20 protein-coding genes are annotated in these 24,768 nt (G+C 61.6%); 13 read left to right on the top strand and 7 right to left on the bottom strand.

Annotated elements, in window-relative coordinates:
- Positions 1–175 precede the first annotated feature (175 nt).
- From EWM57_RS08805 to EWM57_RS08785, 5 genes are all read left to right on the top strand, one after another.
- Entirely contained in the window at positions 176–2,557 is a 2,382-nt protein-coding gene (locus EWM57_RS08805) for a hypothetical protein (protein WP_129920772.1), read from the top strand.
- A gap of 224 nt (positions 2,558–2,781) precedes the next feature.
- Positions 2,782–3,279 (top strand): hypothetical protein, encoded by a 498-nt coding sequence (locus EWM57_RS08800; RefSeq protein ID WP_129920771.1) that lies wholly within the window; start codon positions 2,782–2,784, stop codon positions 3,277–3,279.
- A gap of 465 nt (positions 3,280–3,744) precedes the next feature.
- Positions 3,745–4,416, top strand: coding sequence for a porin family protein (locus EWM57_RS08795; protein ID WP_129920770.1), 672 nt, complete (start codon positions 3,745–3,747; stop codon positions 4,414–4,416).
- Positions 4,417–4,429: 13 nt separating this feature from the next.
- Positions 4,430–5,191: a DUF6624 domain-containing protein gene (locus EWM57_RS08790; RefSeq protein ID WP_129920769.1), complete on the top strand. Its 762-nt coding sequence runs from the start codon at positions 4,430–4,432 to the stop codon at positions 5,189–5,191.
- A 143-nt stretch (positions 5,192–5,334) separates the two neighbouring features.
- Entirely contained in the window at positions 5,335–5,997 is a 663-nt protein-coding gene (locus EWM57_RS08785) for a porin family protein (RefSeq protein WP_129920768.1), read from the top strand.
- A 7-nt stretch (positions 5,998–6,004) separates the two neighbouring features.
- On the opposite strand, the gene EWM57_RS08780 is transcribed toward EWM57_RS08785, so the two are convergent.
- The 4 genes from EWM57_RS08780 to EWM57_RS08765 all read right to left on the bottom strand — a co-directional run bounded on the left by EWM57_RS08780 (position 6,005) and on the right by EWM57_RS08765 (position 10,862).
- The gene (locus EWM57_RS08780) at positions 6,005–6,988 is read right to left on the bottom strand and encodes an ABC transporter ATP-binding protein (RefSeq protein WP_242510024.1); all 984 of its coding nucleotides are present in this window, start codon (positions 6,986–6,988) and stop codon (positions 6,005–6,007) included.
- 88 nt (positions 6,989–7,076) lie between these two features.
- The gene (locus tag EWM57_RS08775) at positions 7,077–7,478 is read right to left on the bottom strand and encodes a hypothetical protein (RefSeq protein ID WP_129920766.1); all 402 of its coding nucleotides are present in this window, start codon (positions 7,476–7,478) and stop codon (positions 7,077–7,079) included.
- 82 nt (positions 7,479–7,560) lie between these two features.
- Positions 7,561–10,017, bottom strand: a complete 2,457-nt coding sequence (locus EWM57_RS08770) for a TonB-dependent receptor (protein ID WP_129920765.1) — start codon at positions 10,015–10,017, stop codon at positions 7,561–7,563.
- A 143-nt stretch (positions 10,018–10,160) separates the two neighbouring features.
- Positions 10,161–10,862: a DsbA family oxidoreductase gene (locus EWM57_RS08765; protein WP_129920764.1), complete on the bottom strand. Its 702-nt coding sequence runs from the start codon at positions 10,860–10,862 to the stop codon at positions 10,161–10,163.
- A gap of 101 nt (positions 10,863–10,963) precedes the next feature.
- Between EWM57_RS08765 and EWM57_RS08760 the strand changes: the two genes are divergently transcribed.
- Complete coding sequence (locus tag EWM57_RS08760; RefSeq protein WP_129920763.1) at positions 10,964–11,458, top strand: DUF1905 domain-containing protein; 495 nt, start codon at positions 10,964–10,966, stop codon at positions 11,456–11,458.
- A 21-nt stretch (positions 11,459–11,479) separates the two neighbouring features.
- Here EWM57_RS08760 and EWM57_RS08755 read toward each other — a convergent pair whose 3' ends face one another.
- Positions 11,480–14,353, bottom strand: coding sequence for a TolB-like translocation protein (locus EWM57_RS08755; protein WP_129920762.1), 2,874 nt, complete (start codon positions 14,351–14,353; stop codon positions 11,480–11,482).
- 249 nt (positions 14,354–14,602) lie between these two features.
- On the opposite strand from EWM57_RS08755, the gene EWM57_RS08750 reads away from it, so the two are divergent.
- On the top strand, positions 14,603–15,286 hold the full coding sequence (locus EWM57_RS08750; RefSeq protein WP_129920761.1) for a hypothetical protein: 684 nt from the start codon (positions 14,603–14,605) through the stop codon (positions 15,284–15,286).
- A 201-nt stretch (positions 15,287–15,487) separates the two neighbouring features.
- Here the strand turns inward: EWM57_RS08750 and EWM57_RS08745 are convergent, their stop codons facing one another.
- Positions 15,488–15,943, bottom strand: a complete 456-nt coding sequence (locus EWM57_RS08745; protein WP_129920760.1) for a DUF2141 domain-containing protein — start codon at positions 15,941–15,943, stop codon at positions 15,488–15,490.
- Positions 15,944–16,234: 291 nt separating this feature from the next.
- On the opposite strand from EWM57_RS08745, the gene EWM57_RS08740 reads away from it, so the two are divergent.
- Together EWM57_RS08740 and EWM57_RS08735 are read left to right on the top strand one after the other, a co-directional pair.
- Positions 16,235–16,753: a hypothetical protein gene (locus EWM57_RS08740; RefSeq protein WP_207218286.1), complete on the top strand. Its 519-nt coding sequence runs from the start codon at positions 16,235–16,237 to the stop codon at positions 16,751–16,753.
- A 183-nt stretch (positions 16,754–16,936) separates the two neighbouring features.
- Positions 16,937–17,929 (top strand): aldo/keto reductase, encoded by a 993-nt coding sequence (locus EWM57_RS08735; protein ID WP_129920759.1) that lies wholly within the window; start codon positions 16,937–16,939, stop codon positions 17,927–17,929.
- Positions 17,930–18,006: 77 nt separating this feature from the next.
- Here the strand turns inward: EWM57_RS08735 and EWM57_RS08730 are convergent, their stop codons facing one another.
- Positions 18,007–18,417 (bottom strand): hypothetical protein, encoded by a 411-nt coding sequence (locus tag EWM57_RS08730; protein ID WP_129920758.1) that lies wholly within the window; start codon positions 18,415–18,417, stop codon positions 18,007–18,009.
- A 132-nt stretch (positions 18,418–18,549) separates the two neighbouring features.
- Here EWM57_RS08730 and msrA point away from each other — a divergent pair, with 132 nt between their 5' ends.
- The 4 genes from msrA (at position 18,550) to EWM57_RS08710 (ending at position 24,764) form a co-directional block, all read left to right on the top strand.
- Complete coding sequence (gene msrA / locus EWM57_RS08725; protein WP_129920803.1) at positions 18,550–19,245, top strand: peptide-methionine (S)-S-oxide reductase MsrA; 696 nt, start codon at positions 18,550–18,552, stop codon at positions 19,243–19,245.
- A 163-nt stretch (positions 19,246–19,408) separates the two neighbouring features.
- The gene (locus EWM57_RS08720) at positions 19,409–22,513 is read left to right on the top strand and encodes a PAS domain-containing sensor histidine kinase (RefSeq protein WP_129920757.1); all 3,105 of its coding nucleotides are present in this window, start codon (positions 19,409–19,411) and stop codon (positions 22,511–22,513) included.
- Positions 22,514–22,626: 113 nt separating this feature from the next.
- Positions 22,627–23,787, top strand: coding sequence for a methionine aminotransferase (locus tag EWM57_RS08715; protein WP_129920756.1), 1,161 nt, complete (start codon positions 22,627–22,629; stop codon positions 23,785–23,787).
- Positions 23,788–23,957: 170 nt separating this feature from the next.
- The gene (locus EWM57_RS08710) at positions 23,958–24,764 is read left to right on the top strand and encodes an amidohydrolase (RefSeq protein WP_129920755.1); all 807 of its coding nucleotides are present in this window, start codon (positions 23,958–23,960) and stop codon (positions 24,762–24,764) included.
- The last annotated feature ends 4 nt before the right edge of the window (positions 24,765–24,768 follow it).

The following is a 24,768-nucleotide window of genomic DNA, read 5'->3' as shown; positions in this document are numbered from 1 at the left end:
ACCACGGTTAATGCATGATTTTCTTAACAACTTATTGGACTCTTAAGACCCTAAGGCTTCTAATATCTCACATATAGCCTTTACTAGTTTATAAAATAACCTTTATATTGTATGCCCATTGCTATAAACCCAACGGAGGCAAGATCTAGCCTTCAGATCTAAAATTTCCAAGAGCATGACCACAAATACCGAGAGAATAATTCACATTCTACATCTTATCAACACCGATCAAAGATCAACAACAATACAGAACTACATAGAATATTTGCTATACATAAACGAACAAGGTAGCACCACAAGTGAGCTAATAGATTATACTGAAATTCAGTTTGGAATTTCTATCACTGAGGATGAACTATCTACTGAATTAAACAACCTAAAGCAAGACGGCAAAATAAAATCCTCCAAAGGCAAACATTCTCTCAACACCGTCAGCAGAGAAGACGTAGAAACTAGAATAAAGCAATCTTCGTCTGAAGAAGATTTTCTAAAAGATAATTTCATCAAGAACCTATCTTTATTTTCTGAAGACTATATTATTAACGAACAAGAAATTGCAATACTTTTTACTTCATATAAAAATTATATATTCGAATGCTTCTACAATTATGGCAAAAACGCAATTAGATTATTCAATTACGAAAATCCAGAAAGCGCAAATAGAAAAACAAAGGTCAATTCTTCTCAAATTTTATACAATATAAAGTCCAAACTACCTAGCAATAATAAAATTAAAGATATTTTTACATTATATATTCAAAATATTCCCAATATAAGCACTACTCGTGAACTTGATTATTATAGAACAATCGCAGAAAGAGCTGAGGCATTCTTTGCATTAGGCTTATCCAAGGAACTTGCCGAAGAACTTCACAGCATACAACCTATCAAATGGAAAATATTTGTTGATACAAATTTTTTATACTCAGCACTTAAAGTTCATTCAGATCCAGAGAACCCAGCCGTTGATAGCCTGCTCGAAATAATAGAAACGAACAAGGATTTATTCGATATAACCCTTACCTATCTACCAGACACCCATAAAGAATTTAGAAAAGTAAAAAACGACTTACTAAGAACCGTCAGGAGTCAAATACTGACGAACAATCAGATTCGTGCAGCTCTTAACAGTAACAGAATTGACGACTTTACAAGAGCATATTACGAGAACCAGCTCAAATATGGCAATGACACTCAACATCCATCAAATATCATAGAACAATCCATCAACATACTACGAAGCAAAAACATAGAATTATACAATTCAAAAATTCAGCAAATTGATAGAAATGCAAGTGATTATTTGGACAGCATTTCAGCATATCACACATATCAAAACATAAGAAACCAAGCCAAGAGAGACAAAGGACAGGAAGCGAAAGAAAAATTTATTGACAATATTGAACATGATGTTTATTTACGTGAAGTAATTCTATACTTTAGATACAAGGAATACGATGGGGTTTATACACATTTACAGGAATGCAATGTATTTGGCTTAACATTAGACAAATCATTGATAGGCTTTGACAATTTTCTCGCTTACAAAAACAAATCAAAAGAGTTATACATACCCACATTTTTCAATCCATCATACCTTCTAAATAAATTAATCAAACTTTTGCCAGTACAGAGTGATGATTATAAGAAATCATTTCTCTCAGCTGTTACTACCCCAAGCATTAGCACTGACAATACAGAAAAAAGCCTGTTAACACAGTCTGTAATATCTAAATTCATTGCACTAGGCATTAACGATCTTAAGTTCATGGCAAAGTGTTTAACTAGCGACATTTTTCTATCAAATATTAGAAAACTAGGAGATGATGATGAAAAGCTAACGACATTCATCGAGAGCGAGGCAAGCAGGCACCTCAGCGCTAGGGATAAATTAATCAATCAGAAAACAAAAGAACTCAAAATAGTCGTTCAAAATCTTGAAGAGAAAGAAGGGGACTTATCTATCACTAAACAAGAAAATGACAAGCTTGTTGAGAAATATGAAAATCTAACAACACACATAAAAGACCTAAAACATGGGAACACAGTATTTCAAAAGAAAATCAAAGAGATACAAGAAATAAAGGAAAGCCATAAAAATGAAGTAGATCAACAAATACCAATTGCATTCAGCAAACCAGAGGATATCATAGAAAAGGAAATTTTAAAGCAAAAAATTCTAGAATTAGAACAAAAAAACATAGAAGACAAGAAAATAGAAGCAAATGTTTACAAAAACAACAAAATTCATGAATGGCAAAAGAATGCAAAACAAAAGTATTATCTAGTCCTTTTAGCATTCGCCTTTACGACAACACTAGCCACAATAACAATATTCTGGAAATTCAATTGGTCATTTAATTTAATATCTTTGTGGTATACATCAAACAAGGATTCATTAACATGGCTATTAGTTGCAATATTCTCCGCAATTATATGGTCAATTGCAGCTGGCTACATTGTGATTTTATATAACAGATATTGTGACACTGAAGATCATGAAAAAATAAAGTCTTATAAAGATCATATAGAACTTCCAACTAGGCTAAGAAACTAAATACAAGTCAAAGGCTTTAACAGGTTTGCTGTTAAAGCCTTTGACACGTTCCTCTCTGCACCGCGTCTCTGCTGCGAATTGTGGGAGCCACCAACGGCCTATTAATTTTCTTTATATCTCCCTTGCATCTCCCACCCCAATTCCCCACCTTCATCCCACGCTCTATCTGCTAGTTACCTATTGCTACGCGTCCCATTCTTTTCCCACTTCTTATCCTCATTATCATGCCCAACGAATTCCAAACTGCTATTCCGGCGCCCGTCCTGGCGCAGGTGCAGGAGTCGCTCAACGCCATCAAGGCCGCGCTGGCGCCCTACCTGATTTCGCTCACCCCGGAGGAGCGCAAAGCCATGCTCCGCATGGGCGACAAGACCGTGGCCTTCGTGCAGAAAACCGCTGACTACGCCACCAACAGCCCGGCCCTGCTGCCGCCCTTCGTCGACTTCGAGGAGCTGAAGCAGGACCTCAAGGGCGTCACCCAGCTCACGCCCCTGGCCCAGCAGCTCGAGCAGCTCACCCTGGACGTGGACAGCACCCTGATGGTGGCCGGCAGCGAGGCCTACGGCAACGCCCTGACCATCTACAACAACGTCCGCTTCCTGGCCCAGAACCACCAGTCCGGGGCCCAGGCCGCCTACGAGGACCTGCGCCAGCGCTTCCCCGGCCGGCCCGCGCTGACCAGGGAAGCCAAGCAGGCCCGCGCCGCCGCCAAGCTGAATTAGCCCCCGCCGCCCCGGCTACTACCGGCGGCGCCCCGCTTAGTCCCTCCGACCCACCTTTTTCTGCCTCCGGGGCTCTAAAAGGTAGCTCGGAGGGACTTTTTTGTGGGCCAGGAGGAGAAAAAGGTACTGGTGGGGTACTTTACTGGTACTTCCAACCCACTAAAAAGTGGTTGGGAAGGACCTTTTAGTGGGTCAGGGGGAGAAAAAGGTGCTGGACTGGCAGTAAAAGGTGGGTCGGAGGTACCTTTTAGTGGGTCTGACCCACTTTATTAGCCCGGAAACGGCCTTTTTGCCCAAAGCAGGGTCCGGTTGGTAGTTGGAAGCCAGACCGTATCTTCGCTTCCGGCGGGGCCGCAGGTCAGGGTGTTTCGGGTATCTCAGCCGGCCCGGCCGAGCTGGTAGCCCATAGCACCTGCCGGCTCGTCGCGTTACGCTTCTATTCTTTCCTTAACTCCCGTTAGTCCTATGCCAAAATCCGCCGGCCTATTCGCCGCCCTGCTTATTGCGGGCACCCTGTTCTCAGCCACTGCCCAGGCCCAGGTGCGCCTCGGCGTCAAGGCGGGGGCCAACTACTCCGGCTTCTCGACTCCTAACACGGGCTATCCGGGCAGCGACCCGTTCAACCGAAAGCTCGGCTTCCACGCCGGGGTCATGGCCAACGTCGACGTGAGCGGCGACGGGATTTTCTCCGTCCAGCCCGAGCTGCTCTACTCCCAGAAAGGCTTCTCCGTCGACGACGAGACAACCCAGACCATCAAGGATAGCGGGCTCACGGAAACCGTCGTGTCTAAAAACAAGGGCAACGTCAACTACAACTACCTCGATTTGCCGGTGCTGCTCAAAATCAACGCCCGCGGGCTGATTTTTGAGGCCGGCCCCCAGGTGAGCTACCTGCTGGCCGTTCACGACCGGATCAAGTCGACGGTGAACGGCACGGTGGTAAAGTATGACCCCTGGGCCACGACCAAGAACAGCCAGCGCCTGGATCTGGGCTACGCCGCCGGCCTGGGCTACCAGCTGGCCGCCGGCCCGCTCGTGGGGCTGCGCTACAACGGCAGCTTCCGCGACCTGGACCGCAACGGCCACCGCAACCAGGTGTACCAGCTCTACGTGGGCTACCTGCTGGGCGCCAAGTAACCGACGCGGCCCCATGCCTTACCGCTACACCCTACTGCTGCCCCTGGCCGCGCTGCTGCTGGCCAGCTGCGACCCCACCCGCCCGGCAGTCCGCACCCGTCCTACTGCCACCGCGGCCCCCGCCCCGGTCAGCCTCAACCGCCGCCTGCGGCGGGAGCTGGACAGCATTGACCGGGAAGACCAGAAATACCGGCTGCTGCTGATGGACGCCATGCACGGACAGGCCGCGCCCCTCGACTCGCTCAGGCGCGCCGCCCACCTCGCCGAAGCCGAAGTCGGGCCCTACCTCTCGGCGCAGATGATCCGCATCGACTCGGCCAACATCCAGCGGGTAGTTCAGCTCATCCGCCAGTACGGCTACCCCGGCAAAACCCTGGTCGGGGAGCCCACCAACGAGGTGGCCCTGCTCGTGATTCAGCATTCGACCCGCATTCCGCAGCTGCTGCCCCTGATTGAGCAGGAAGCGGCCCGGGGCGAAATTCCCTACTACCTCTACGCCCGCATGCTGGACCGCAAGCTGATGCAGGAAGGCAAAGCCCAGCTTTACGGCACCCAGGGCCGCAGCTTCACGGTGCCCAACGCCCAGGGCCAGCCCGAAACCATCAGCTTTATCTGGCCCATCGAGGACGCTGCCCACGTGAATGCCCGCCGCAAAAAGGCCGGCTTCGACTCCACCGTGGAAGCCAACGCCGAGCGCCTGCGCATTCCCTACCGGGTGGTGCCCCTGGCCGAGGCGCTGCGCATCGAGCGGCAGGCCGCCGCCGGGCGCCCCTAGCGGGCCGCGGGGGCCGCCGGCCGGTTAGGCTATATTTATCCGTCTCTATATCAGTCGGCCCCGGCGCCAGCGTTGGTAGCCTGACGCGCCGGCCGGGCCCGTCTTCTAACTCACCTATTCTTTCAGCAATTGCTTTTAGCCCTATGAGAAAATCCGCCTGCTTATCCGCCGCCCTGCTGGCCGCGGGCACCCTGTTTTCGACTACTGCCCGGGCCCAGGTCCGCCTCGGCCTCAAGGCCGGGGTGAATAACACCCGCCTCGGGGGCCGCTTATACGATTCGTACGCCGCCAAATTCGGCTTCCACGCCGGGGTCATGGCCAACGTCGACGTGACGGGTGACGGGTTTTTCTCCATTCAGCCCGAGCTGCTCTACTCCCAGAAAGGCTTCGCCATGCACAGCGAGTACGTTGACGTTTTTCAGAACTCCTGCAAAGCCGAAGGCACCATCAACTACAGCTACCTCGACTTGCCGGTGCTGCTGAAAGTCAACGCCCGCGGGCTGATTTTTGAGGCCGGCCCCCAACTGAGCTATCTGCTCCGCGTGCACAACACGGTGAAGTCGACCGTGGACGGCACCGAGGTGAGCAGTGCTTACCTGGGCGGGAAGCTGGAGGATGCCCGCCGGCTGGAGTGGGGCTACGCCGCCGGCCTGGGCTACCAGTTCGCCGCCGGCCCCCTGGTCGGGCTGCGCTACCACGGCAACTTCCAGGAGTTTGGCAAAGACGGCGTCCGCGCCACCGACTTCAACAACGCCCGCAACGTGGCTTTCCAGCTCTACGCGGGCTACCTGCTGGGCGGCCAGTAGCGCGGGCTTAGCCAGGCAGGTACCAGGCGGCGCCCGCCGCCAGCGTCACGGCCACCGGCGCGCCGGGAACCAGGCCAGCCTCCGTCGTTTTCACGACCAGGGAGCCGCCCGGCAGCGCCACGTCCACCTCCCAGTAGCTACCGAAGTAGCGCACCTGGGCCACCGTGCCGGGCAGGCCGCCGCTGCCGGGGGCGCCGAGCAGAATAGCTTCCGGGCGCAGCACCAGCCGGGAGCCCTGCTTGCGGACCCCGGCCAGCTTGGCCAACGCCGTCAGCAGGCGGCCCGTGACCAGGTTATAGTCGCCGAACAGGCCGGCGGTGTACTCATCCACTGGCTGCTGGTACACCTGCCGGGGCGGGCCCTGCTGCACGAGCTGGCCCTGCTTGAGCACCAGCAGGTGGTCGGCCCAGGATAACGTGTCGGCAGGGTCGTGGGAGATGAGCAGGCAGGTGATTTCCAGCCGGGCCCCGATATCCTCGATGACGGCCTTGAGGATGTTTTTGTGGCCCCGGTCGAGGTTGGAGAAGGGCTCATCGAGCAGCAGCAGCCGCGGGGCCGACAGCAGCAGGCGGGCCAGGGCAATGCGCTGCCGCTCCCCGCCCGAGAGCTGGTCGGTGGGCCGCAGCAGCAGGTGGTCGATGCGGCAGACCTCGTAGAGGGTGCGGGCCTGGTCGGCGGGCAGCTTACTGGCGTAGCGCAGCACCTGCTCGACGCGCAAAAACCGGGGCAGCTCGAAGTGCTGCGACAGGTAGGCAATGCCCGCGTGGCCCGGCACGAGCTGCTCGGCCGGGCCCTTCACCCGCCGGCCCTCAAACCAGACCTCCCCGGCCTGGGGCTGAATCAGGCCGGCCACGCACTGCAGCAGGGTACTTTTGCCCGCACCGGTTTCACCGGCCAGGGCCAGCTTCTGAAACCGGGGCTGCTCGAAGCTGACCTCGCGCAGGGCAAACCGCTCCCGCTCCTGCAAACTGATTCCGGCAACGCGCAACATACTCATACCAATGGGGGCCACTTGAAAAGGCAAAGGTGCGCCCACAATCCGGGAATGCCAGCGTCGGCGCCGGAAACCCCGACCCGGCTCAGGGCTGGGCCCGCAGCCAGAGACGGGCTTTGGCCAGGTCGGTGAAGAATGCGGTGTGGAAGCGCGGGGCCAGGCGCCGCATCAGGTCGCGCACGGCGGGACTGACCTGCACGCCGGGTGCCATCACCTGGGCTACGGTGCGCAGCCCGGCCTTGCGCGCCTGCGGGGCCCAGTAGTCCACAATCCAGTCATTGACGACCAGAAACCGGCCGATAACGTCGTGGTGGTCGTTGAGCAAGTGGCTGCAGGGCTCCTGTTCCATCATTTCCAGGTAGTGCAGCCCGGCCGTCTGCACTACTTCCATGGTCTGCACCCCCGACCAATGGGCGTAGATCCAGCCGTTTTCCCGGTCGCGCACGAGGTGGGGACTTGACGTCAGCTCGGGCAGGGGCGGCAACATAGCTAGGCACGAAGGTGAAACACTCGATATCAATATTCTACGCTCTACGGCGTTGCTGAGTCGGCGGCCGGATTCCACCGCCTCAGCGCCCTACCTGCACCTGGGCCGTGCCCCGGCCGGGCTGCCCGGCCGGCGAAATACCCTCCACCGTGAGGCGAAACGGGCCGGTTTCGTCGGAAGCGTAAAACGACACCGTGGCCTGGCCGGCCGCGTCGGTGCGCAGGTCCGGGTTCCAGTACAGGGTGGCGCGGCGGTGGTCGGTGGGTGGGGTGGTTTTGCCGCCGTACTTGGGCATGTAGAACTCCCGGGCGGGCTCGAAGCCCGGCAGCGCGTAGGTGAGCAGGCCGCGGGCGGCGGGCTCCTTGGTTTTGTCGTAGCCGGGGCTGCCGCGCTTGGTCAGGATGGCAATGACGCCCCCGGCGCCCCGGGACCCGAAGATGGCCGCCGACGCCCCCTTGAGCACTTCCACCGATTCCACTTCCTGCACGGGCAGGCTGTTGACTAGGGAGGCATCCACCGGAATGCCGTCCACCAGATACACGGCCTCGTTGGAGCCCGTAAACGAGGTGGCGCCCCGGATCATGGCGTGCATATCCGAGGGCGGCCCCGTGATGCTGACCCCGGCCACCCGGCCCTGGAGCAGCTGGAGCACGTTGGCGTAGGAACCGGCCGCCGGAATGTCGGCCGTCTTAATTACCGCGTCGGCGTGCTGGTAGATGCGGCGGGCGTCGGGCACGACTACCTTGGTGCCCTGCACGGTCACGTTGCCGAGCAGGATGCTGTTACCGTCAACCTGAAACTGGCGCTCCACGGCCTGCTGGCGCCGGCTGCTTTGCAGGTAGGCGGCCTGTTCCTCGGCGTTGGGGGAAAGCGGGCGCAGCGGCAGGGGCACGAGGTCGGGCCGGAGCCGGTCGAGCAGAATCGTGGGGTTGCGCAACCCCTTGCCGGGCTTGACCTGCACCAGGAACCGGGCCGTGTCGCGCCCGTCGAAGTTGCTGAACAGAAAGCGTCCCGTCGAGTCGGTGGTGGTCTGCGAAATGTCCTGCTGGCGGCCGAAGCGAAACAGCGTGACGGGGGCGCCGGCCGCCGGGGCGTCCTTGGCGCCCAGCACCTGCCCGCTCACGCTCAGGGCGTATTCAAGCGGGAAAGGATACTTGCCAAACTGCCCGGCCAGCAGGTCGGGCCAGGTGAAGCGCCGCCAGCCCTGGGTGAGCAGCAGGTTGTCGAGGGCCTGGGCGGTGGCGGGGCGGCGGTCTTTGAAGTAGAAGCCCGGCGCCTCGACCCGGCCCCGCAGGTCGGCCTCGAGCAGCAGGTAGGTGCGGATGTCGGTGGCGCCCGAGTCCAGGGGCACCAAGCCGGCGTGGTTGACGGCCAGGGAAAACTGCCCCGCCACGGGCCGCCCGGTTTCGTCGGCGGCGGCCAGGCGCAGCGTGACTTTCTCCCGAGGCGCGTAGGCGGCCTTGTCGGGTTGCAGGGTCAGGCGCAGGCCGGGGTCGGTGCTGACGAAAGCCAGCCGCTCGCAGCGGGGCCGGTGCTGGCCGTCGAACAGGGTGAAGTGAGCCACGCCGGCGGCAAACCGGTCTTTGGGCACCCGGGCCACGAACGTATTGGCGTCGCTCATCTGGCCCTGCCCCACGTAGGCCGGCTGCCCGCGCACGTGGGCCACCACCGTAATCGGCTCGGCCCGGTCGGCCGCATCGGCCCCGAGCCGGCGCTGAATGGCAATTTGGAATACGGAGCCCAGCTCAAGTACCCGCATGGTGAAGCCCGTGGCCTGGGCGGCGGGCAGCGGATACACGCCCCGCTGGGCGGCGGGAAAGCGCACCACGGCCTGGTAGCGGCGGCCGGCCTCGGGCTTGAACTGGAGCCGGCCCATGCCCAGGTGCTGGCTGCCGAACGAAGCCACAGCGGCCCCCTGCTCATCCTGAATTTCGCCGCGCACCTCGAGGCCACGGCCGTCGGGGCCGGTGGCTTTAAACGCCAGGGTGCTTTCCAGGCCCGTCACGAGCTGGCCGCCCTCGGGAAAAAACTGCAGGTCGAGGGCCCCGGACAGCGGCGGGGAAGTGCGCGGCTGCGCTTGGCTGCTGGTGGCCAGGATGGTGATGGAACGGCTGAAAAAGTAGTCGGCGGCGGTGTTGCGCATCCAGCTCGTGTAGGCCCGCACCGTGTAGGCACCCTGAGGTAGGTCGAGGGGCAGCGGAATGGCGCCAGGGGCAGTGCTGCCCGCCACGCGGAACATGCGCTGGGTCAGCACCTGGTTTTCGGGCGTCAGCACGTCCACGTAGAGCACCCGGCTGAGCGTGTCGGGGCGGTGCTGGCCGGCTTCCACTAAGTACGCCTTGAACCAGAGCGTTTCGCCAGCGGCGTAGGTGTTTTTATCAAGGTGCAGGTATACCTTCTCGGGAAAGGTGGTAGCGTAGAACCGGGTGAGCTGCTCGAGCAGGCGGGGCACAAAGTCGTCGGCGGGGGTGGGGCGGCGAAAGGCTAGCAACAGGACGCTGGCCGCCAGGAGCAGGCCGGAGAATCGAAGATATTTCATAATGGACCGTCGCAGAATAATAGATCAGCAAGCAAGTATAGCACAATTCTGTCGGCGCAAAGCCGCGCGTGGACCGCCCAAACGACAAAAGCCCGCCGGCTCCCAAAGGGCCGGCGGGCTTTCGAAAAAACGCAGGGGCAGCGTTAGCAGTTGCTGCCGTCGAGGCCACAGGCGGCGCCGTCGGCCCCGGCCAGCTGCACGGGCGTAGGGCGGGCTTCCTCCCACACTTTCTCCAGGACCTCCTGAAACAGCTCACTGGGCTGGGCGCCCGACACGGCGTACTTGTCGGCAAAGACGAAATAGGGCACCCCGCGCACGCCAATCTGCCGGGCCTGGTACTCGTCGTGGCGTACTTCCTGGGCGTAGGCATCCGAGGCCAGCAGCTGCTCGACTTCGGCGGCGGGCAGCCCTATTTCGGCGGCCAGGGCCCGGAGGGTGGCCGGGTCGTCAATGTTCTGGCCCTCGGTGAAATAGGCCCGGAAAATCCGCTCCTTCATGGCATCCTGCCGGTCGTGGGCGGCGGCGAGATGAATCAGGCGGTGGGCGTTGAAGGTGTTGGCGGGAATCGTCTTGTCGAAGTTGAACTCCAGTCCTACGGTGGTAGCGTGCTGGGCCATCTGGGTGTTCATCTGCCGGCCCTGCTCCACGCTCATTCCTTTGCGCTCAGCCAGCAGCTCGTGGATGGTCTGGTTGGGGTTGGTTTGCATGTTGGGGTCCAGCTCAAAGCTGCGCCACTGCACCTGCACCTGGTCGGCCTGGGGGAAATGGGCCAGGGCTTCCTCGAAGCGGCGCTTGCCGATATAGCAAAACGGGCACATGATATCGGACCAGATTTCTACTTTCATATTCTGCAAATGTTGGGAAGTTCAGGCTGTATAAGCCCAAGGCCGGCGGAAAGGTTTCTGGGTTGCGGCGGGGGCCGGCTTTGCCTAGCTTAGAGCCTGCTATGAAAACTGCCTACCATTTTGAGGGCCTGCTCGAACCCGGCGGCCCCAGCTTCATGCCCACCCAGATTATCATCGTGCCCCTGGCGGTGACGGAGGCCCTGGGCGGCAAAAGCCTGCGCCGCGTGACGGGCACGCTCAATGGCCACCCCATCCGGCTCGGGCTGCTACCCCTGGGCACCGGGGAACGGTACCTGATGGTCAACAAGGACCTGTGCCAGGCCGCCGGCGTGCAGCTCGGCCAGCGGGTGCACGTCAGTCTGGCACCCGACCCGGACCCCGACCACGTGGACCTGCCCGAGGAGCTGGCCGAAGCCCTGGCGGCCTGGCCCGAAGCCGCCGCGGCCTTTGCGGCGTACTCGCCTAGTCACCGCCGGGGTATTGCTTACCACGTCAGCACCGCCAAGCAGGCCGGCACCCGGGCCCGCCGGGCCGTGGAAATAGCCGAGCGGCTGGCCCTGGGCGCCCACCCCTTCCGCAAGCTGCCCGGCCGGTAAAATTAGGCCCCGCTCATCAGTTCAGAGGCGGATGTTGAGCACCAGCGGCTCCACCACGAAGCTCTGGGTGTAGGTATTGTAGACAAAGCGCAGGCCGGTTTCGAGGGGCGTGCGCAGGTGCAGTACGTTGAAGAGCACGTTGGCATCGAGGCCCAGGTTGCGGTAGTTGCGGGTGCGCACCACGCCGCTGATGGTGCTTTCACCGTGGGCTAGGTCGACGAAGCCCGTGGCCCGCAGCCGCTGAATGTAGAGCACCCGGCCCAGGGTCCAGTGGGTGTAGGCCAGGGGCAGGTAGTAGTCGACGCTGGCGGCGCGCAGCCGGTCGAAGCTCACGTAGCCCTCCCCCCGCGGAAACGACACGGCCGCTCCAAACCGGTACTCGCGCTGCTGCTGGCGCTGGTAGCCCCCGCGCACCCGCAGGGCCTGGTGCTTGCCGAGGCCAGGTACGTAGAGGCTGGCCTGGGCGCCGAGCTGGGCCGCGTCGAGGCCGGCGCCGAAGGGCGTGGTGCGCCAGGTCACGAGCAGGCTCTGGCCCCAGCGCGGAGCCACGTCGCGGGCACTCTGCTTGAGCTGGCGGGCGTAGCTAAGGGTGGTCTGCACCCCGTTGAGCGGGGAGCTCGGGCCTACCTCGGTGAGGTAGCGGACCGGCAGGTCGTAGCCCTGCACCTGATCGTGGAGGTAGTAAGCGCCCAGGGTCAGGGCTTCGAGGTACCTGGAGCGGGTAAGCGTGAGCGGCAGACGCAGCCCGGTACTCAGGCGGGTGTAGGTCCACTGGTCGCGCAGGTTGCCCTGGGAAGTCAGGATACTGGCGTCGCGGCCGCCGTACTCCACGCTGGCGTCCAGCACCGGATAGCGGCCCTGGTAGCTCAGGCCCCCGAACACGTTGGCCGTGCGCTCGGTCTGGTCGTAGCCCAGACCCACCACGGCCTGGGTGGTGCTGAGCAGATCCTGGGAGCGGACGCCCACGCTCAGCCCGTTGCCGGTCGGGCTCTGGATCAGGCCGTAGCTGAACACATTAAACGCGTGCTTCAGGGGCGAGTAGCGCTGCACGGGGTAGGGCGCGCCCGGGTCGGGGGCGACTAGCAGGGGCTGCACCACGGGGGCGCCGGGCTCCTGGGCGCTGAGCGCGGCGGCGTAGGTGCCCTGGGTGTCGGTGGTCGTGGCGGGCACGGGTAGCCAGGTGGCGGGGTCCAGCGGCATTTCCACTACCCGGGAGCCCTCAGCCCGGAACTCGTGGAAGGCCAAGTGGCGGCCGTCGGGGGCTACGGCGGCGTGGTAGGCGCCCAGGGGCCGCGACGTGACCTGAAATGTGCGGCCCGAGCTGATTTGCACCGCGTACACGTTGTCGATACCCGACTGGGGCGAGTTGTAGAGCACGTAGTCCTGCCAGGGCTGGGGGTTGGTCAGGTTCACGTTGGCCACCGGCAGCAGCGCCTGGGCCGCGCCGGTGGCGGGGTCGAGCAGTTCGATGGTTTTGCCGGCCCGGCTAAGCGTGACCACGGCCAGGCGGCCGTCGGCGGTCCAGCGGGGCTGGGTGTAGAAGTCGTTGCGCGGGTTGGGCAGGGTCTGCTGCACCGCGCCGGTGGCGGCATCGAGCACCACCAGGGCGTGGTGGTAGGACGAGTCGGTCTGCACGGCCACGAGGCGGCGGCCGTCGGTGCTCAGGGCCGCGGCGGCGTAGCGGCGGCGCTTCAGGTGGGTAAGCTGGCCGGTACGCACGTCCAGAACCCGCAGCTCGGAATATACCCGCTGCCCCCAGCGCGCGTCGGGCCGAAATTCGGGCCAGACCACCTTGCCCCCACCCACCGACAGCAGCTCGGGACTATTGACCAGCCCCTGCACAAACAGCTGTTGCTCGGCCCCGTGGCGACGCAGCAGCACGAGCTGGGCAATGTCGCCGAGGCCGGTTTTCATGGCTACCACGGTGCTATCGTCGACGTACTGCGGGTAGCGGTACTCGGTGAAGACTGGCCGTTTGCCCTGCTGCTCGGGCTGCACCGCAAAGTCGCGGCCGGGGGTAGCTTGCAGGCTTTGCTGCCGCGCCTGCCAGGTCGAGTCGAGGTCGGCCATGGTGCGGGCGTAGAGCTGCTCCACGGTCAGGCCGGTGGTGCGCCGGATGCCGTCGGAAAAGGAGAACGGGTAGAACGGGAACCGGTAGTAGCGGTCCAGCACCCGGCTCCAGACGGCCGGGCCGTAGTGGTTTTTCAGGTAGGACGTCATGAAGTAGCCCAGCACGTACCAGTCGGGCACGTTGTCGCGCAGGGAGCCGTTGACGGCCTGCTGGTAGTTGTAGTGGCGGCCGCCGAGGCGGTTCGCGCGCAAGCCCACGCCGAAACTCGGAATCCGGCCCCGGCCGCTGCGACTCAGCGCGGTTTCGTTGCCCACCGCGTCGCCCTCGAAAAACCACTGCGGCACGCCCACCGCCGCCACGCCCAGGCCCCCGTCGCCGAGCAGCGGGTGCAGTACCCGCCCGATGCCCTGGCGCGCCTTGTCGAACTGCCCCACGTGCCGGTACTCGTGCAGCACGAGCCCGTCGAGCCAGTCGACGGTGCCCAGGCCCATGCCCTGCTGGGGCGTGGTAAAAAACTCGGCGTGCCGGGGCAGAAACGTGACAAAGGCGTTGCTGACCGTGGTCTGGTTCTGGAGCACGATGCTGATGGGCGGCGGCACCACGCCCAGCGTGGCCGTGCCGGGGCCGTGCACCTGCTCCAGCCGCCGGGCCGTGCGCTGGGCTGCCGAGTCGAGCCCCTGCGGGTAGAGCACCCGGAAGTGCGGGGCGCGCACCTGCTGCCAGCGCAGCGCGGGCGGGTTCTGCTCCAGGATGGGCAGGGTTTGGGCCGAAACAACAAGCGGGGCAAACAGGCTCAGAGCGGCCGGCAGCAGAAAGTGGCGCATGGCAAGGGGTTGGGACGCCGCAAGAAACCCGGTCCCGGGCTGGAAAGCAAAAGCCCCGACCCCAAGCTTTTCCTTACCCAGATCTTGCGAGAAGCACACAGTTCCCGAAACGCGTCCAAAGCTGAGTTTCGGGAACTCAATCTGGTCCGTAGCACCGCTTTGCCAGGCCAGTAGGCGGGCACCGGCAGCGGTTTAGGAGAAGGAGCCTTACTTTAACGGACCTTAGGGAACAGGTTCCGCTTTGCTCACATGAACTATCTTCTCCGCACTCACTCGCGTCTTCGTATTCTGTTACCCTGCTTTTTGCTTGCTATTTGTACGCAATGTGGCCCAACCCTTAGCGAAGAACAACGGCAAGCTGCTGCGCCGATGCCTGTTGATACAGTAGAGGTTACGTCCGCTCACTTTGAACGAGAGATTAGTCCGGAGTTAGCCAACTGGGCCGTGTTTGAGGCAGGAAGGGAAATCATCTGCGTCCCGCCTAAGTGGAAGTCCCACATAGAAGACGACGGCCAAGAGTTAGTCCTTGTTCCACTCGATAGCCACGACAGTACTGAACGGGTCACCTTTACCCGCTTGGCAAAGAATAGTCCCTCTCTAGATTACTTGGCCCTGGCACGGCGCCTGGCCACATCAAAATTTTCCCGCTTCGATGCGGTAGAGTCCGATACGTTGAATCACCTAGTGTTCCCGAACGACTTTGCAGTGGAGCGGTATACGACCCTGCGGGTGCAGGAGAAACCCTACCAGGGGTACTGTTTGGTGTACGTGGACGACCACAACGTGTACCAGTTCCGCATCCTGCTGGCCCAAGATCGTCTGAACGCCTATTCCGGTAGTTTGCTGAGTGATATCATCGGAAACCTGCACATTGATGGAAAGCCCTTTGTCGAACATTCCAATCAGTTGCAGCAGATAATTCATCTGCACTAGTGACAGTTCAGACAATTCACGGAAACGGTCGTTTACACTAACACGAGCTCTGCGCTCCGCAACGTGTTACAACTTCTATTTTCCAAAAAACTCCACCAACACTACCCAAAAAAGCGCTCTGGCTTATGGCCAGAACGCTTCAGAGAATTCGAGTAAGGAAAGGCACCAAGTCGGGGATTAGTATCCTGCGCGGCCGGCCCGCTACTTTTTCAGCACGATGGAAACCACCTTGCCCGAGCCGCTGACCAGAAACTTGCACTGGTTGAAGTCGGGGGCGCTGACGGTGGGCCGGATGTTGTTGGAAAACGCGTAGGGCTCGGTCGGGATGCCCAGGAAGTTCTTGTCGAGCTTGTCGTTGTTGTTCGTGTCCTGGGTGATGGCCACGGCCCACTCCCCATTGGGCAAGTCCACGGGCAGCTGAATCTGACTTTGGCCGCCGGGGCGCACCACCCGCATAAAGGCGTAGCCACCGTGCTGCAAAAACGTGTCGCGCACGTTGTAGAAGTACAGCTTCACGGCCGCCCGGGTCGAAACCAGCTCCGATACTACCACCGTCACCGACGAGGTGCCGCCGCCGTTGCCGGCCCGGGCGGGTAAGCTGCTGCCGGCTAATGCGCTGCCCACGGCAGCCAGGAAAACGAGCGGGACTTTCTTCATAATGCCGGATCAGAGAATAAGTGGTGAGGGGCCAACACGAATCTACTCAAAAAGATGCCCATTAGAGCCACCGCCCAGCACTGGCCGCAGCATGCGCGGCACCAGCGCTTTAGGGACTTATCCGGTGCAAATCGGGTCCCAGCTAGTGCCCAGCTTATCAGCCTGCCTGGGAAAAAGCCGGAATTTTATTTGGAACATCCTATCCAACAGCCGCGTAAAGCTTTGATAGAAAACCACTTGCTGTTGCGCTTTTCTAACAAGCCGACGTTCCCCAACCCAACACCCATCCCCATGAAACGTACTTTGATTGCTCTCGCCCTGTTAGTTGCGGGCCTTTCGACCGCTAAAGCTCAGACCACTACCGCCGGCACTACTACCGGCTCCATGACGGCCGGTACCACCTCGGGCACCACCACCTACGGCACCACCAGTGGTTCCACGTCCGGTTCCATGACCTCGGGCACGACCAGCGGTACGATGACTTCCGGCACAACTTCGGGCACGATGACCTCGGGCACCACGACCTCCGGGACAACCTCGGGCACGATGACTTCCGGCACCACCACCGGCACGATGACCTCGGGCACTACCTCGGGCTCCATGAATTCCGGTACCACTTCGGGTTCCACCACCTACGGCACGACCAGCGGCCGTTCGGGCAGCATGACCAGCGGCAGCGGCCGCACCACTTCGGGCTCGGGCACCAAGATGAAATCGAAGGCGAAAGGCACCCGCTCAGGCAGCATGACCAGCGGCTCCCGGTCCGGCACCATGACCTCGGGCTCGACCAGCGGCAGCACCACGCGCTAAGCCGGGCTCAGACCCAAGCTTCTTCCCCTTGCAAAAACGCCGGACCCTGGTCCGGCGTTTTTTATGCGCCCCGGCGGCGCCAACCCGGGCCCAGCAGCCAACCTTTGCCCGTCGGGCTGGTTGTACCGGCTTACCACGGCCGGCCCGCCGGTCGGCATTTACTTCGTCAGAATCATCTCTTTTATGGAATACAAGCAACTAGGCGACTCCTCCGTCACGGCCTCGGCCATCACCTTCGGCAGCTGGGCCGCCGGAGGCTGGATGTGGGGCGGCACCGAACAAAACGACGCCGTGGGCGCCATTCACGCCTCTTACGACCTGGGCGTTACGTCCATCGACACGGCCCCGATTTACGGGCAGGGCCTGAGCGAGGAAATCGTGGGGGAAGCCATCAAGAGCCTGCCCCGCGACAAGGTGCAGGTGCTTACCAAATTCGGTATGCGCTGGGACTTGGCCCAGGGCGACTTCGCCATGAAAACCAAGGACAACAGCGGCCACGACCTCGACGTGTACAAGTACGCCGCCCCGGCCAGCATCATCAAAGAATGCGAAGACAGTCTCCGCCGCCTGGGCACCGACTACATCGACCTGTACCAGATTCACTGGCCCGACAAAACCACTCCCATCCCCGACACGATGGAAGCCGTGCAACGTCTCGTGGAACAGGGCAAAGTGCGGGCCGTGGGCGTGAGCAACTACTCGGTGGACCAGATGCGCGAAGCCGAGCAGACCGTGCCGCTGGCCTCCAACCAAGTGCCCTACAGCATGCTGCGCCGCGACATTGAGCAGGACCTGGTCCCCTACTGCCTTGAGCACAACAAGGCCATTCTGGCCTACAGCCCGATGCAGCTAGGTTTGCTGACCGGCAAGTTTCGGCCCGGCCAGCACTTCGACGCCTCCGACCTGCGCGCCACCAACCGCCTGTTCACGGCCGACAACATCACCCGGGTGAATGCCTTCCTGGCCAAGCTCCAGCCCATGGCCGAAAGCAAAAATGCCAGCTTGTCCCAGCTCGTCATCCGCTGGACGCTGGCTCAGCCCGGCATCACGGTGGCCCTAGTGGGGGCCCGCAATGCCGAGCAGGCCGTGCAGAATGCCCGCGCCATTGAGGTGAAGCTGGCCGCCGAGGAAATCGACTTCATCAACAAGGCCCTGGCCCAATTGCAGCTCAACTAACGTCAGCGCTTAACCGCCCACGTAGCAAAAACGCCGGCCCCGGGGCCGGCGTTTTTTATTTTCCCGACTTAATGGACTCAGTCGGGCAGGCTGCGCAGCCACTGCTGGGCAGCCTCGAAATCCTTGAAGAACTGCATCTCGAACTGGTCGCCGATGCGCTGGTGCAGATCCTGAATGGACATCTGCCCAAAAATACCCGGGGACAGCACCTGGGCGAAGTAGCGCAGCCCGGCCTGCAGAATCAGGGGCGTCCAGACGGTGGCAATCCACTCGTTGGCGTCCGTGAAGCGCCCAATCAACTCCCGGTGGTCGTTGAGCAGGCGCGAGCAAGGCTCCTGGCGCAGCATGTCGACGTAAAACAGGCCGCCCTGCTGAATGGTGGCCAGGGTTTGAATGCCGGTCCAGTGCGCGTAAATCCAGTTGTTGGTCCGATCCCGCTCTACGGTCAGGAAAATGTGGCCATCGGGTCGGCGCAGGTGGGTGGGCATGGGGTGGGGCGGCTGACGGAACGGAAAGAAGTAGCGGGGGCAAATTTCCACCCATTTTTATTTGGATACAATGCTTGAGCTTCGTGGTCTAAACGGCATCCCACCCAAGCTCCACCGCGTATGTAGGCCGTGATGAAGACCTTCCAGTTTCCCTTGTATCTGCTGGGCCTGCTGCTGAGCATAGCGGCCTGCACCCAGCGCACCCCAGCCACCGACGAAACCGCGGCCGCCACCGAGCCCGCCGCCTTCCGCCAGCCCACCACCGGCGGTGCCCCCGCCTCCCTCGACGGCCTGGCCGTGGCCACCTTCGCCGGGGGCTGCTTCTGGTGCGAAGAAGAGATTTTCGAAGAACTGCGCGGGGTCAAGCAGGTCGTGTCGGGCTACGCCGGCGGCCCCGAGCTGAACCCCACCTACGAGCAGGTCGGCAGCGGTGCCACGGGCCACGCCGAGTCGGTGGAAATTTACTACGACCCCAAGCAGATCAGCTACCAGACGCTGCTGGACGTGTTTTTCGTAGGCGCCCACGACCCGACGACCCTCAACCGCCAGGGCCCCGACGCCGGCACGCAGTACCGCTCCATTGCCTTCTACCGTACCCCCGAGGAAAAGCAACTCATCGAAGCCACCATTCAGCGGGTGAATTCCACCAAGCACTACCCCGACCCCATCGTGACCCAGGTGGTGCCCTTCACCCGGTTCTGGCCCGCCGAAGACTACCACCAGGGCTACTACCGCCTCCACCCCGACGATTCCTACATCCGCTCGGTGTCGGGACCCAAGGTGGCCAAGTTCCGTAAGGCTTTTCCTGCTCTGCTCAAGACCGAATAGCGGCCCTCCACCCGGGTCAGGGCTCAGCTTCTGCGGGAGCGGAGCCTTTTTTCGGCTGAACCCATGGCAACGGGCCGCCAGCCCCTATCTTTGTTAGAGCGGCCAGTCCGCGAATTCCGGTCGTCTGATCCGGCAATGAAGCCCCTCGTTTTTTTCATGCCGCATGTCCGCTGAAGCCGTTGACTTTGAGCTTATCTTCGAGGCTCTGCTCGCCCCGCACCTCGTACTAAGCCCGGACCTGCGCATTGCGGCCGCCAACGAGGGACTCTGCCACCTGCTACAGCTTTCCCGCGGGGAACTGCTCGGCCAGCCCGCCCTCACTGTTTTCGCACAGCACCCCGCCTCGGAGCTGGTGTCATTGCCCGCCTGGCAGGAAGCGTTGGCCGAGGTGGTGCGCATGCCCCGCAGCCACACGCTCAGCTTGCAGTACAACCTGCGCCGCAGCAACGGCAGCCTCGTGCCGAGCTACTGGCAGCTACAGCTGCGGCCCGTGCTGACCCCGCACAACACGCTGCGCTACCTGCTGTGCCGGGTGGTGAACGTGACGGACGAGGTGCTGGCCCGCCAGCAGGACACGCTCAACCGGGAAGGTTTCGGGCTGCTGGCCCAGGCCACCCACGACGCCATCTGGGACTACGACCCGCGTACCGACACCGTGTGGCGCAACGCGGCCTTTAAAACGCTCTTCGGCTTCCCGCCCGAAACCGACTGCCAGGCCCTGAACTTCTGGCACGAGCGGCTGCACCCCGCCGACCGGCCCCGGGTGCACGCCGAGCAGGCCCGCGCCCTGGCTTCGCCCCGGGAAACGGTTTTCACCATCGAATACCGCTTTGAGCGCGGCGACGGTAGCTGGGCTGAAGTCGTGGACCGCGCCTACGTGCTGCGCGACGGCCAAGGCCAGCCCGTGCGCCTGCTGGGCGCCATGCAGGACGTGACCCGGCAGCGGGCCGCCGAGCGGCTGGCCCAGCAGAGCGCCACCCGCTTTCAGTTGCTGGCCGAAGTGCAGCACCAGCTTATCTGGATTACCGACGCCGAGGGTCACCTCGAATACGTTAACCCGTACTGGGAGCACTTTACGGGCCTCGCCCTGCCCGACTCGCGCGACTGGCAGTGGCAGCACCTGACCCACCCCGACGACTTTGCCCGCATCTTTGAGCAGCGCCGCGGCGCCCTGCTCCGACCCGAGCCGGTGGAAATGGAGATTCGGCTGCTCGAGCAGGCTACTGGGGAATACCGCTGGTTTTTAAGCCGCTCCGTACCCGTGCAGGCCCCCGACGGCACCGTGACGCAGTGGGTGGGCACGGCTACCAATATCGACTCCCAGAAGCGGACCGAGCAGGCCCTGCAGCAAAGCAACGAGCAGTTTCGCCACTTGCTCGAAGCCCTGCCCCAGATGGCCTGGATGTCGCGGGCGGAAGGCGGCGTGATCTACTACAACCAGCGCTGGTACGACTTCACCGGCGGCACCTTCGCCGAGCTGCAGGAATGGGGCTGGGAGAAATTTATTCATCCCGACGACCTGGGCCCGACCACGGCCCGCTGGCAGCACGCGCTGGCCACCGGCACCCGCTTCGAAGCCGAACACCGCTGGCGCAATCAGCAGGGGCAGTACCGCTGGTTTCTGGCCCGTGCTGAGGCCCTGCGCGACGCCGACGGCCACATTCTGCACTGGGTGGGCACCAACACCGACATTCACGAGCGGCGGCAGGCTCTGCAACTACTCCAGGAGAAAGACGAGCAGCTGCAGAACATTATCGGCAACGTGCCGGCTTACATCATCACCATGTTTGGCCCCACGCACGTGGTGGGCTTCATTAACGAGCAGCTGCAGCAACTGCTGGCTGGCCGGGCCCGGGTGGGGCAGCCCGTGGCCGAGTCGTTGCCGGAGCTGGCGGCGGACGGTCTGCTGCCGTTGCTCGACGCCGTGTACGCCAGCGGCCAGCCGTACTCCGCCCTCGAGGTTGAGTTTCCGATTCTCGACGCGGCCGGCCAGCCCGTGGCAACGCGCTACTTCGACTTCACCTACCAGCCCCTGCACGACGAGGACGGCCGGATGCAGGGTATTCTGCTGTTTGCCACCGATGCTACCGAACGGGTGCAGGCCCGCCGCCGCGCCGACCAGCTCGACGCCGAGGTGCGCCGCCGCGACGAGCAGTTCCGCTTCCTGGCCGAAAGCATTCCGCAGATTGTGTGGACCGCCCGCCCCGACGGCCGCATCGACTATTACAACCAGCGCTGGTCGGACTACACGGGCTTCAGCCCCGAGGAAAGCAAGCAGAAGGGCTGGACGGCGGTAGTCTTTCCCGAAGACCGCGAAAAGGTGGTAACCCAGTACTATGCCAGCATCCGCTCGGGTCAGGACTACCAGGAGGAAAGCCGCTGGCGCGGGGCCGACGGGCAGTACCGGTGGTTTTTGCACCGGGCCCGGCCCATGCGCGACGCCGGGGGCCACGTCGTGAAGTGGTTTGGCACCAGCACCGACATCGACGACTTCAAGACCGTGCAACAGCGCCTGGAGCAGCAGAACGCGGCGCTTACCCACACCAACCAGGACCTGGACAACTTCGTCTACACTGCCTCCCACGACCTGAAGCAGCCCATCAACAACATGGCCGGCATCTTCGAGGAGCTGACCCGCACGGCCTACTTCCGCGACCCGGACGCGGTGAAGCTCATTGCCATGTTTGAGCGGGCCCTGCACCAGATCTACGACACGATTCACAACCTCTCGGAACTGGTGCAGGTGCAGAAGCTGCGCCACAATCTGCCGCCCGAAACCGTGCTGCTGGAGCCGCTGGCGCGGGAGGTGCTGGCCAGCATCGGGGAGCACCTGAGCTCCATCCGGGCCGAGGTGACGCTGGATTTTACGCAGGTGCCGGTGGTGGAATTTGTGCGCCCCAACCTGCAGAGCGTGCTGTATAACCTGCTCAGCAACGCCCTTAAGTACGCCGCCCCCACCCGCCGCCCCCGGATTCTGCTCCGCAGTGAGCTGGAAGAGGGCCATCCGGTGCTGGTAGTACAGGACAACGGCGTGGGCATTGACTTGGAACGCTACGGCTCCCAGCTCTTCACCATGTTCCGCCGCTTCCACAGCCACGTCGACGGCTCGGGCATGGGACTGTACCTAGTCAACCGTATCGTGCAAAGTCACGGCGGCCACGTGGAGGTCCAGAGCGTGGTCAATGAGGGCACCGTGTTCCGGATTCACCTCACTTCGGCCGCCCCGCTGCCAGCCTCCACAGCCGAACCGCTGCTGTATTCCATCTGATAAAGCCGGGGGCTGGGATACACAAATGACCGACAAGCCGTAGTTTACGGTCCGCTAGCTGCCGGCTCTGAACTGGGGTGGCGCGCCGGCCCATATTCTTAGCGCTTTCGTCGATGTCCCTACCCGCTCTTGTGTCCAAGCTGCCCGACGTGGGCACCAGCATTTTCTCCGTCATGTCGCAGCTGGCGGCCGAGTGCGGGGCCATCAACCTAGCCCAGGGCTTTCCCGACTACGACCCGCCCCGGGTGCTCAGCGAAGCCCTGGCCCGCCACGCCACCACGCCCGGCCACCAGCAGTACGCGCCCATGCCCGGCCTGCCCCGGCTGCGGGAGCAGATCAGCCTGAAAACGGCCCGGCTCTACGGCGTGCCCGCCCCGCACCCGGACTCGGAAATCACCGTCACCAGCGGGGCCACCGAGGCTTTGTACGCCGTGCTGGCCGCCGTGGTGCGCCCCGGCGACGAAGTGCTGGTGCTCGAGCCGGCCTACGACCTCTACGGACCGGCCATCCGGCTCCAGGGCGGCGTGCCGGTGTACGTGCCCCTGCGCCTGCCCGACTTTCGGCCCGACTGGGACCTAGTGGCCGCCGCCCTCACCCCCCGCACCCGCCTGGTGTTGCTCAACTCGCCCCACAACCCCAGCGGCGCCGTGCTCACCGCCGACGATCTGCGCACCCTGGGGCAGCTGCTGGACAACACGCCCACGCTCGTGCTCAGCGACGAGGTCTATGAACACATGGTCTTCGACGGGCAGCAGCACCGCAGCGTGTTGCAGGAGCCCGCCCTGGCCGAGCGCAGCTTTGTGCTTTCGTCGTTTGGCAAAACTTACCACGCCACGGGCTGGAAAGTCGGCTACTGCATTGCCCCGCCCCTGCTGACGGCCGAAGTGCGCCGCGTGCACCAGTTCGTGACCTTCGCCGTGAGCACGCCCACCCAGCACGCCCTGGCCGACGTGCTGCCCGACCCCGAGCTTTACACCAGCCTGCCCGAATTTTACCAGCAGAAGCGCGACCTGTTTGCCGGCCTGCTCCGCGACCATACCCGCTTCGAGCTGCTGCCCGCTCCGGGTGCGTACTTTCAGCTGGCCCGCTACCACCGCATTTCCTCCGAAGACGACGTCACGTTTGCCCAGCGCCTGACCCGGGAAGCGGGCGTGGCCGTGGTGCCGGTTTCGGCCTTCTACCACGACCGGCGGGACCACGGCCTGGTGCGGTTCTGCTTTGCCAAGCGTGACGAAACCCTGATTGCTGCCGCCGACCGGCTGCGCCAGCTGTAGGCCGGGGCGGCTGCTCTGCGTAAATAAAAACATGCTTTTGCCGGCCTGACCAGCTATTTGGCTGCGGGCGGGAACGTAGTTTTACTTTATAGCATTATTCATTTTCTGATTATCATTCTTTTTGCCTAACATTCAGGAAATTCTTTTTCACCTGCTAAGTAGCCCCGCTCGTGTCTGACTTAACCGTATCCTTTATTCAAGCCTCACTGCAGTGGCATGATCCGGCCGCTAACCGGGCGGAGCTGGAGCGTCACATCAACGCTATTTCCATCCCGACGGACCTGCTGGTGCTGCCCGAGATGTTTACCACCGGCTTCAGCATGGATGCCCCGGCGCTAGCTGAACCGATGGACGGCCCCACCTCGGCCTGGATGCGGCGGGTGGCGGCCGAGCGGCAGGCCGTGGTGACGGGCAGCATCATTATTCAGGAAGACGGCCACTACTTCAACCGCCTGCTCTGGGTGCGCCCCGACGGCACAATGAGCCACTACGACAAGCGCCACCTGTTTGGCGTGGCCGGGGAAGTGGACGTGTACACGGCGGGCACTGAGCGACTGGTGGAGGAATGGCGCGGCTGGCGCATCTGCCCGCTGATCTGCTACGACCTGCGCTTCCCGGTCTGGAGCCGCAACTCGGCCCAGGACCCCTACGATTTGCTGCTCTACGTGGCCAACTGGCCCGCCTCCCGCCGCACGGCCTGGATGACGCTGCTGCGGGCCCGGGCCATGGAAAACCTGGCCTATACGATGGGCGTCAACTGCGTGGGCATCGACGGCAACAGCCTGGCCTACGCCGGCGACTCGGCCCTGCTCGACATGCGCGGGGAGTATCTGGTGGAAGTCGGCAACCAGGAAACCAGCATCACCCGCACCCTGCGGCGGGCCGAGCTGGAAGCCTTCCGGGAGCGGTTTCCGGCCCTGCAGGATGCCGACCCCTTCGACCTGCGGGAACCCGTGTACTCCGGCACCCGGCCCTAGCTCC

The sequence above is a fragment of the Hymenobacter persicinus genome, assembly GCF_004167665.1.
Taxonomy (GTDB): domain Bacteria; phylum Bacteroidota; class Bacteroidia; order Cytophagales; family Hymenobacteraceae; genus Hymenobacter; species Hymenobacter persicinus.
The sequence above is the reverse complement of the archived record's forward strand: the minus strand, read 5'-3'. Positions and strand labels throughout refer to the sequence as shown.

Excerpts from the sequence above, each read along its gene's own strand:
- EWM57_RS08805 (WP_129920772.1), top strand. The coding sequence starts at position 176 with ATGACCACAAATACCGAGAGAATAATTCACATTCTACATCTTATCAAC.
- EWM57_RS08800 (WP_129920771.1), top strand. The coding sequence starts at position 2,782 with ATGCCCAACGAATTCCAAACTGCTATTCCGGCGCCCGTCCTGGCGCAG.
- EWM57_RS08795 (WP_129920770.1), top strand. The coding sequence starts at position 3,745 with ATGCCAAAATCCGCCGGCCTATTCGCCGCCCTGCTTATTGCGGGCACC.
- EWM57_RS08790 (WP_129920769.1), top strand. The coding sequence starts at position 4,430 with ATGCCTTACCGCTACACCCTACTGCTGCCCCTGGCCGCGCTGCTGCTG.
- EWM57_RS08785 (WP_129920768.1), top strand. The coding sequence starts at position 5,335 with ATGAGAAAATCCGCCTGCTTATCCGCCGCCCTGCTGGCCGCGGGCACC.
- EWM57_RS08780 (WP_242510024.1), bottom strand. The coding sequence starts at position 6,988 with ATGTTGCGCGTTGCCGGAATCAGTTTGCAGGAGCGGGAGCGGTTTGCC.
- EWM57_RS08775 (WP_129920766.1), bottom strand. The coding sequence starts at position 7,478 with ATGTTGCCGCCCCTGCCCGAGCTGACGTCAAGTCCCCACCTCGTGCGC.
- EWM57_RS08770 (WP_129920765.1), bottom strand. The coding sequence starts at position 10,017 with ATGAAATATCTTCGATTCTCCGGCCTGCTCCTGGCGGCCAGCGTCCTG.
- EWM57_RS08765 (WP_129920764.1), bottom strand. The coding sequence starts at position 10,862 with ATGAAAGTAGAAATCTGGTCCGATATCATGTGCCCGTTTTGCTATATC.
- EWM57_RS08760 (WP_129920763.1), top strand. The coding sequence starts at position 10,964 with ATGAAAACTGCCTACCATTTTGAGGGCCTGCTCGAACCCGGCGGCCCC.
- EWM57_RS08755 (WP_129920762.1), bottom strand. The coding sequence starts at position 14,353 with ATGCGCCACTTTCTGCTGCCGGCCGCTCTGAGCCTGTTTGCCCCGCTT.
- EWM57_RS08750 (WP_129920761.1), top strand. The coding sequence starts at position 14,603 with ATGAACTATCTTCTCCGCACTCACTCGCGTCTTCGTATTCTGTTACCC.
- EWM57_RS08745 (WP_129920760.1), bottom strand. The coding sequence starts at position 15,943 with ATGAAGAAAGTCCCGCTCGTTTTCCTGGCTGCCGTGGGCAGCGCATTA.
- EWM57_RS08740 (WP_207218286.1), top strand. The coding sequence starts at position 16,235 with ATGAAACGTACTTTGATTGCTCTCGCCCTGTTAGTTGCGGGCCTTTCG.
- EWM57_RS08735 (WP_129920759.1), top strand. The coding sequence starts at position 16,937 with ATGGAATACAAGCAACTAGGCGACTCCTCCGTCACGGCCTCGGCCATC.
- EWM57_RS08730 (WP_129920758.1), bottom strand. The coding sequence starts at position 18,417 with ATGCCCACCCACCTGCGCCGACCCGATGGCCACATTTTCCTGACCGTA.
- msrA (WP_129920803.1), top strand. The coding sequence starts at position 18,550 with ATGAAGACCTTCCAGTTTCCCTTGTATCTGCTGGGCCTGCTGCTGAGC.
- EWM57_RS08720 (WP_129920757.1), top strand. The coding sequence starts at position 19,409 with ATGTCCGCTGAAGCCGTTGACTTTGAGCTTATCTTCGAGGCTCTGCTC.
- EWM57_RS08715 (WP_129920756.1), top strand. The coding sequence starts at position 22,627 with ATGTCCCTACCCGCTCTTGTGTCCAAGCTGCCCGACGTGGGCACCAGC.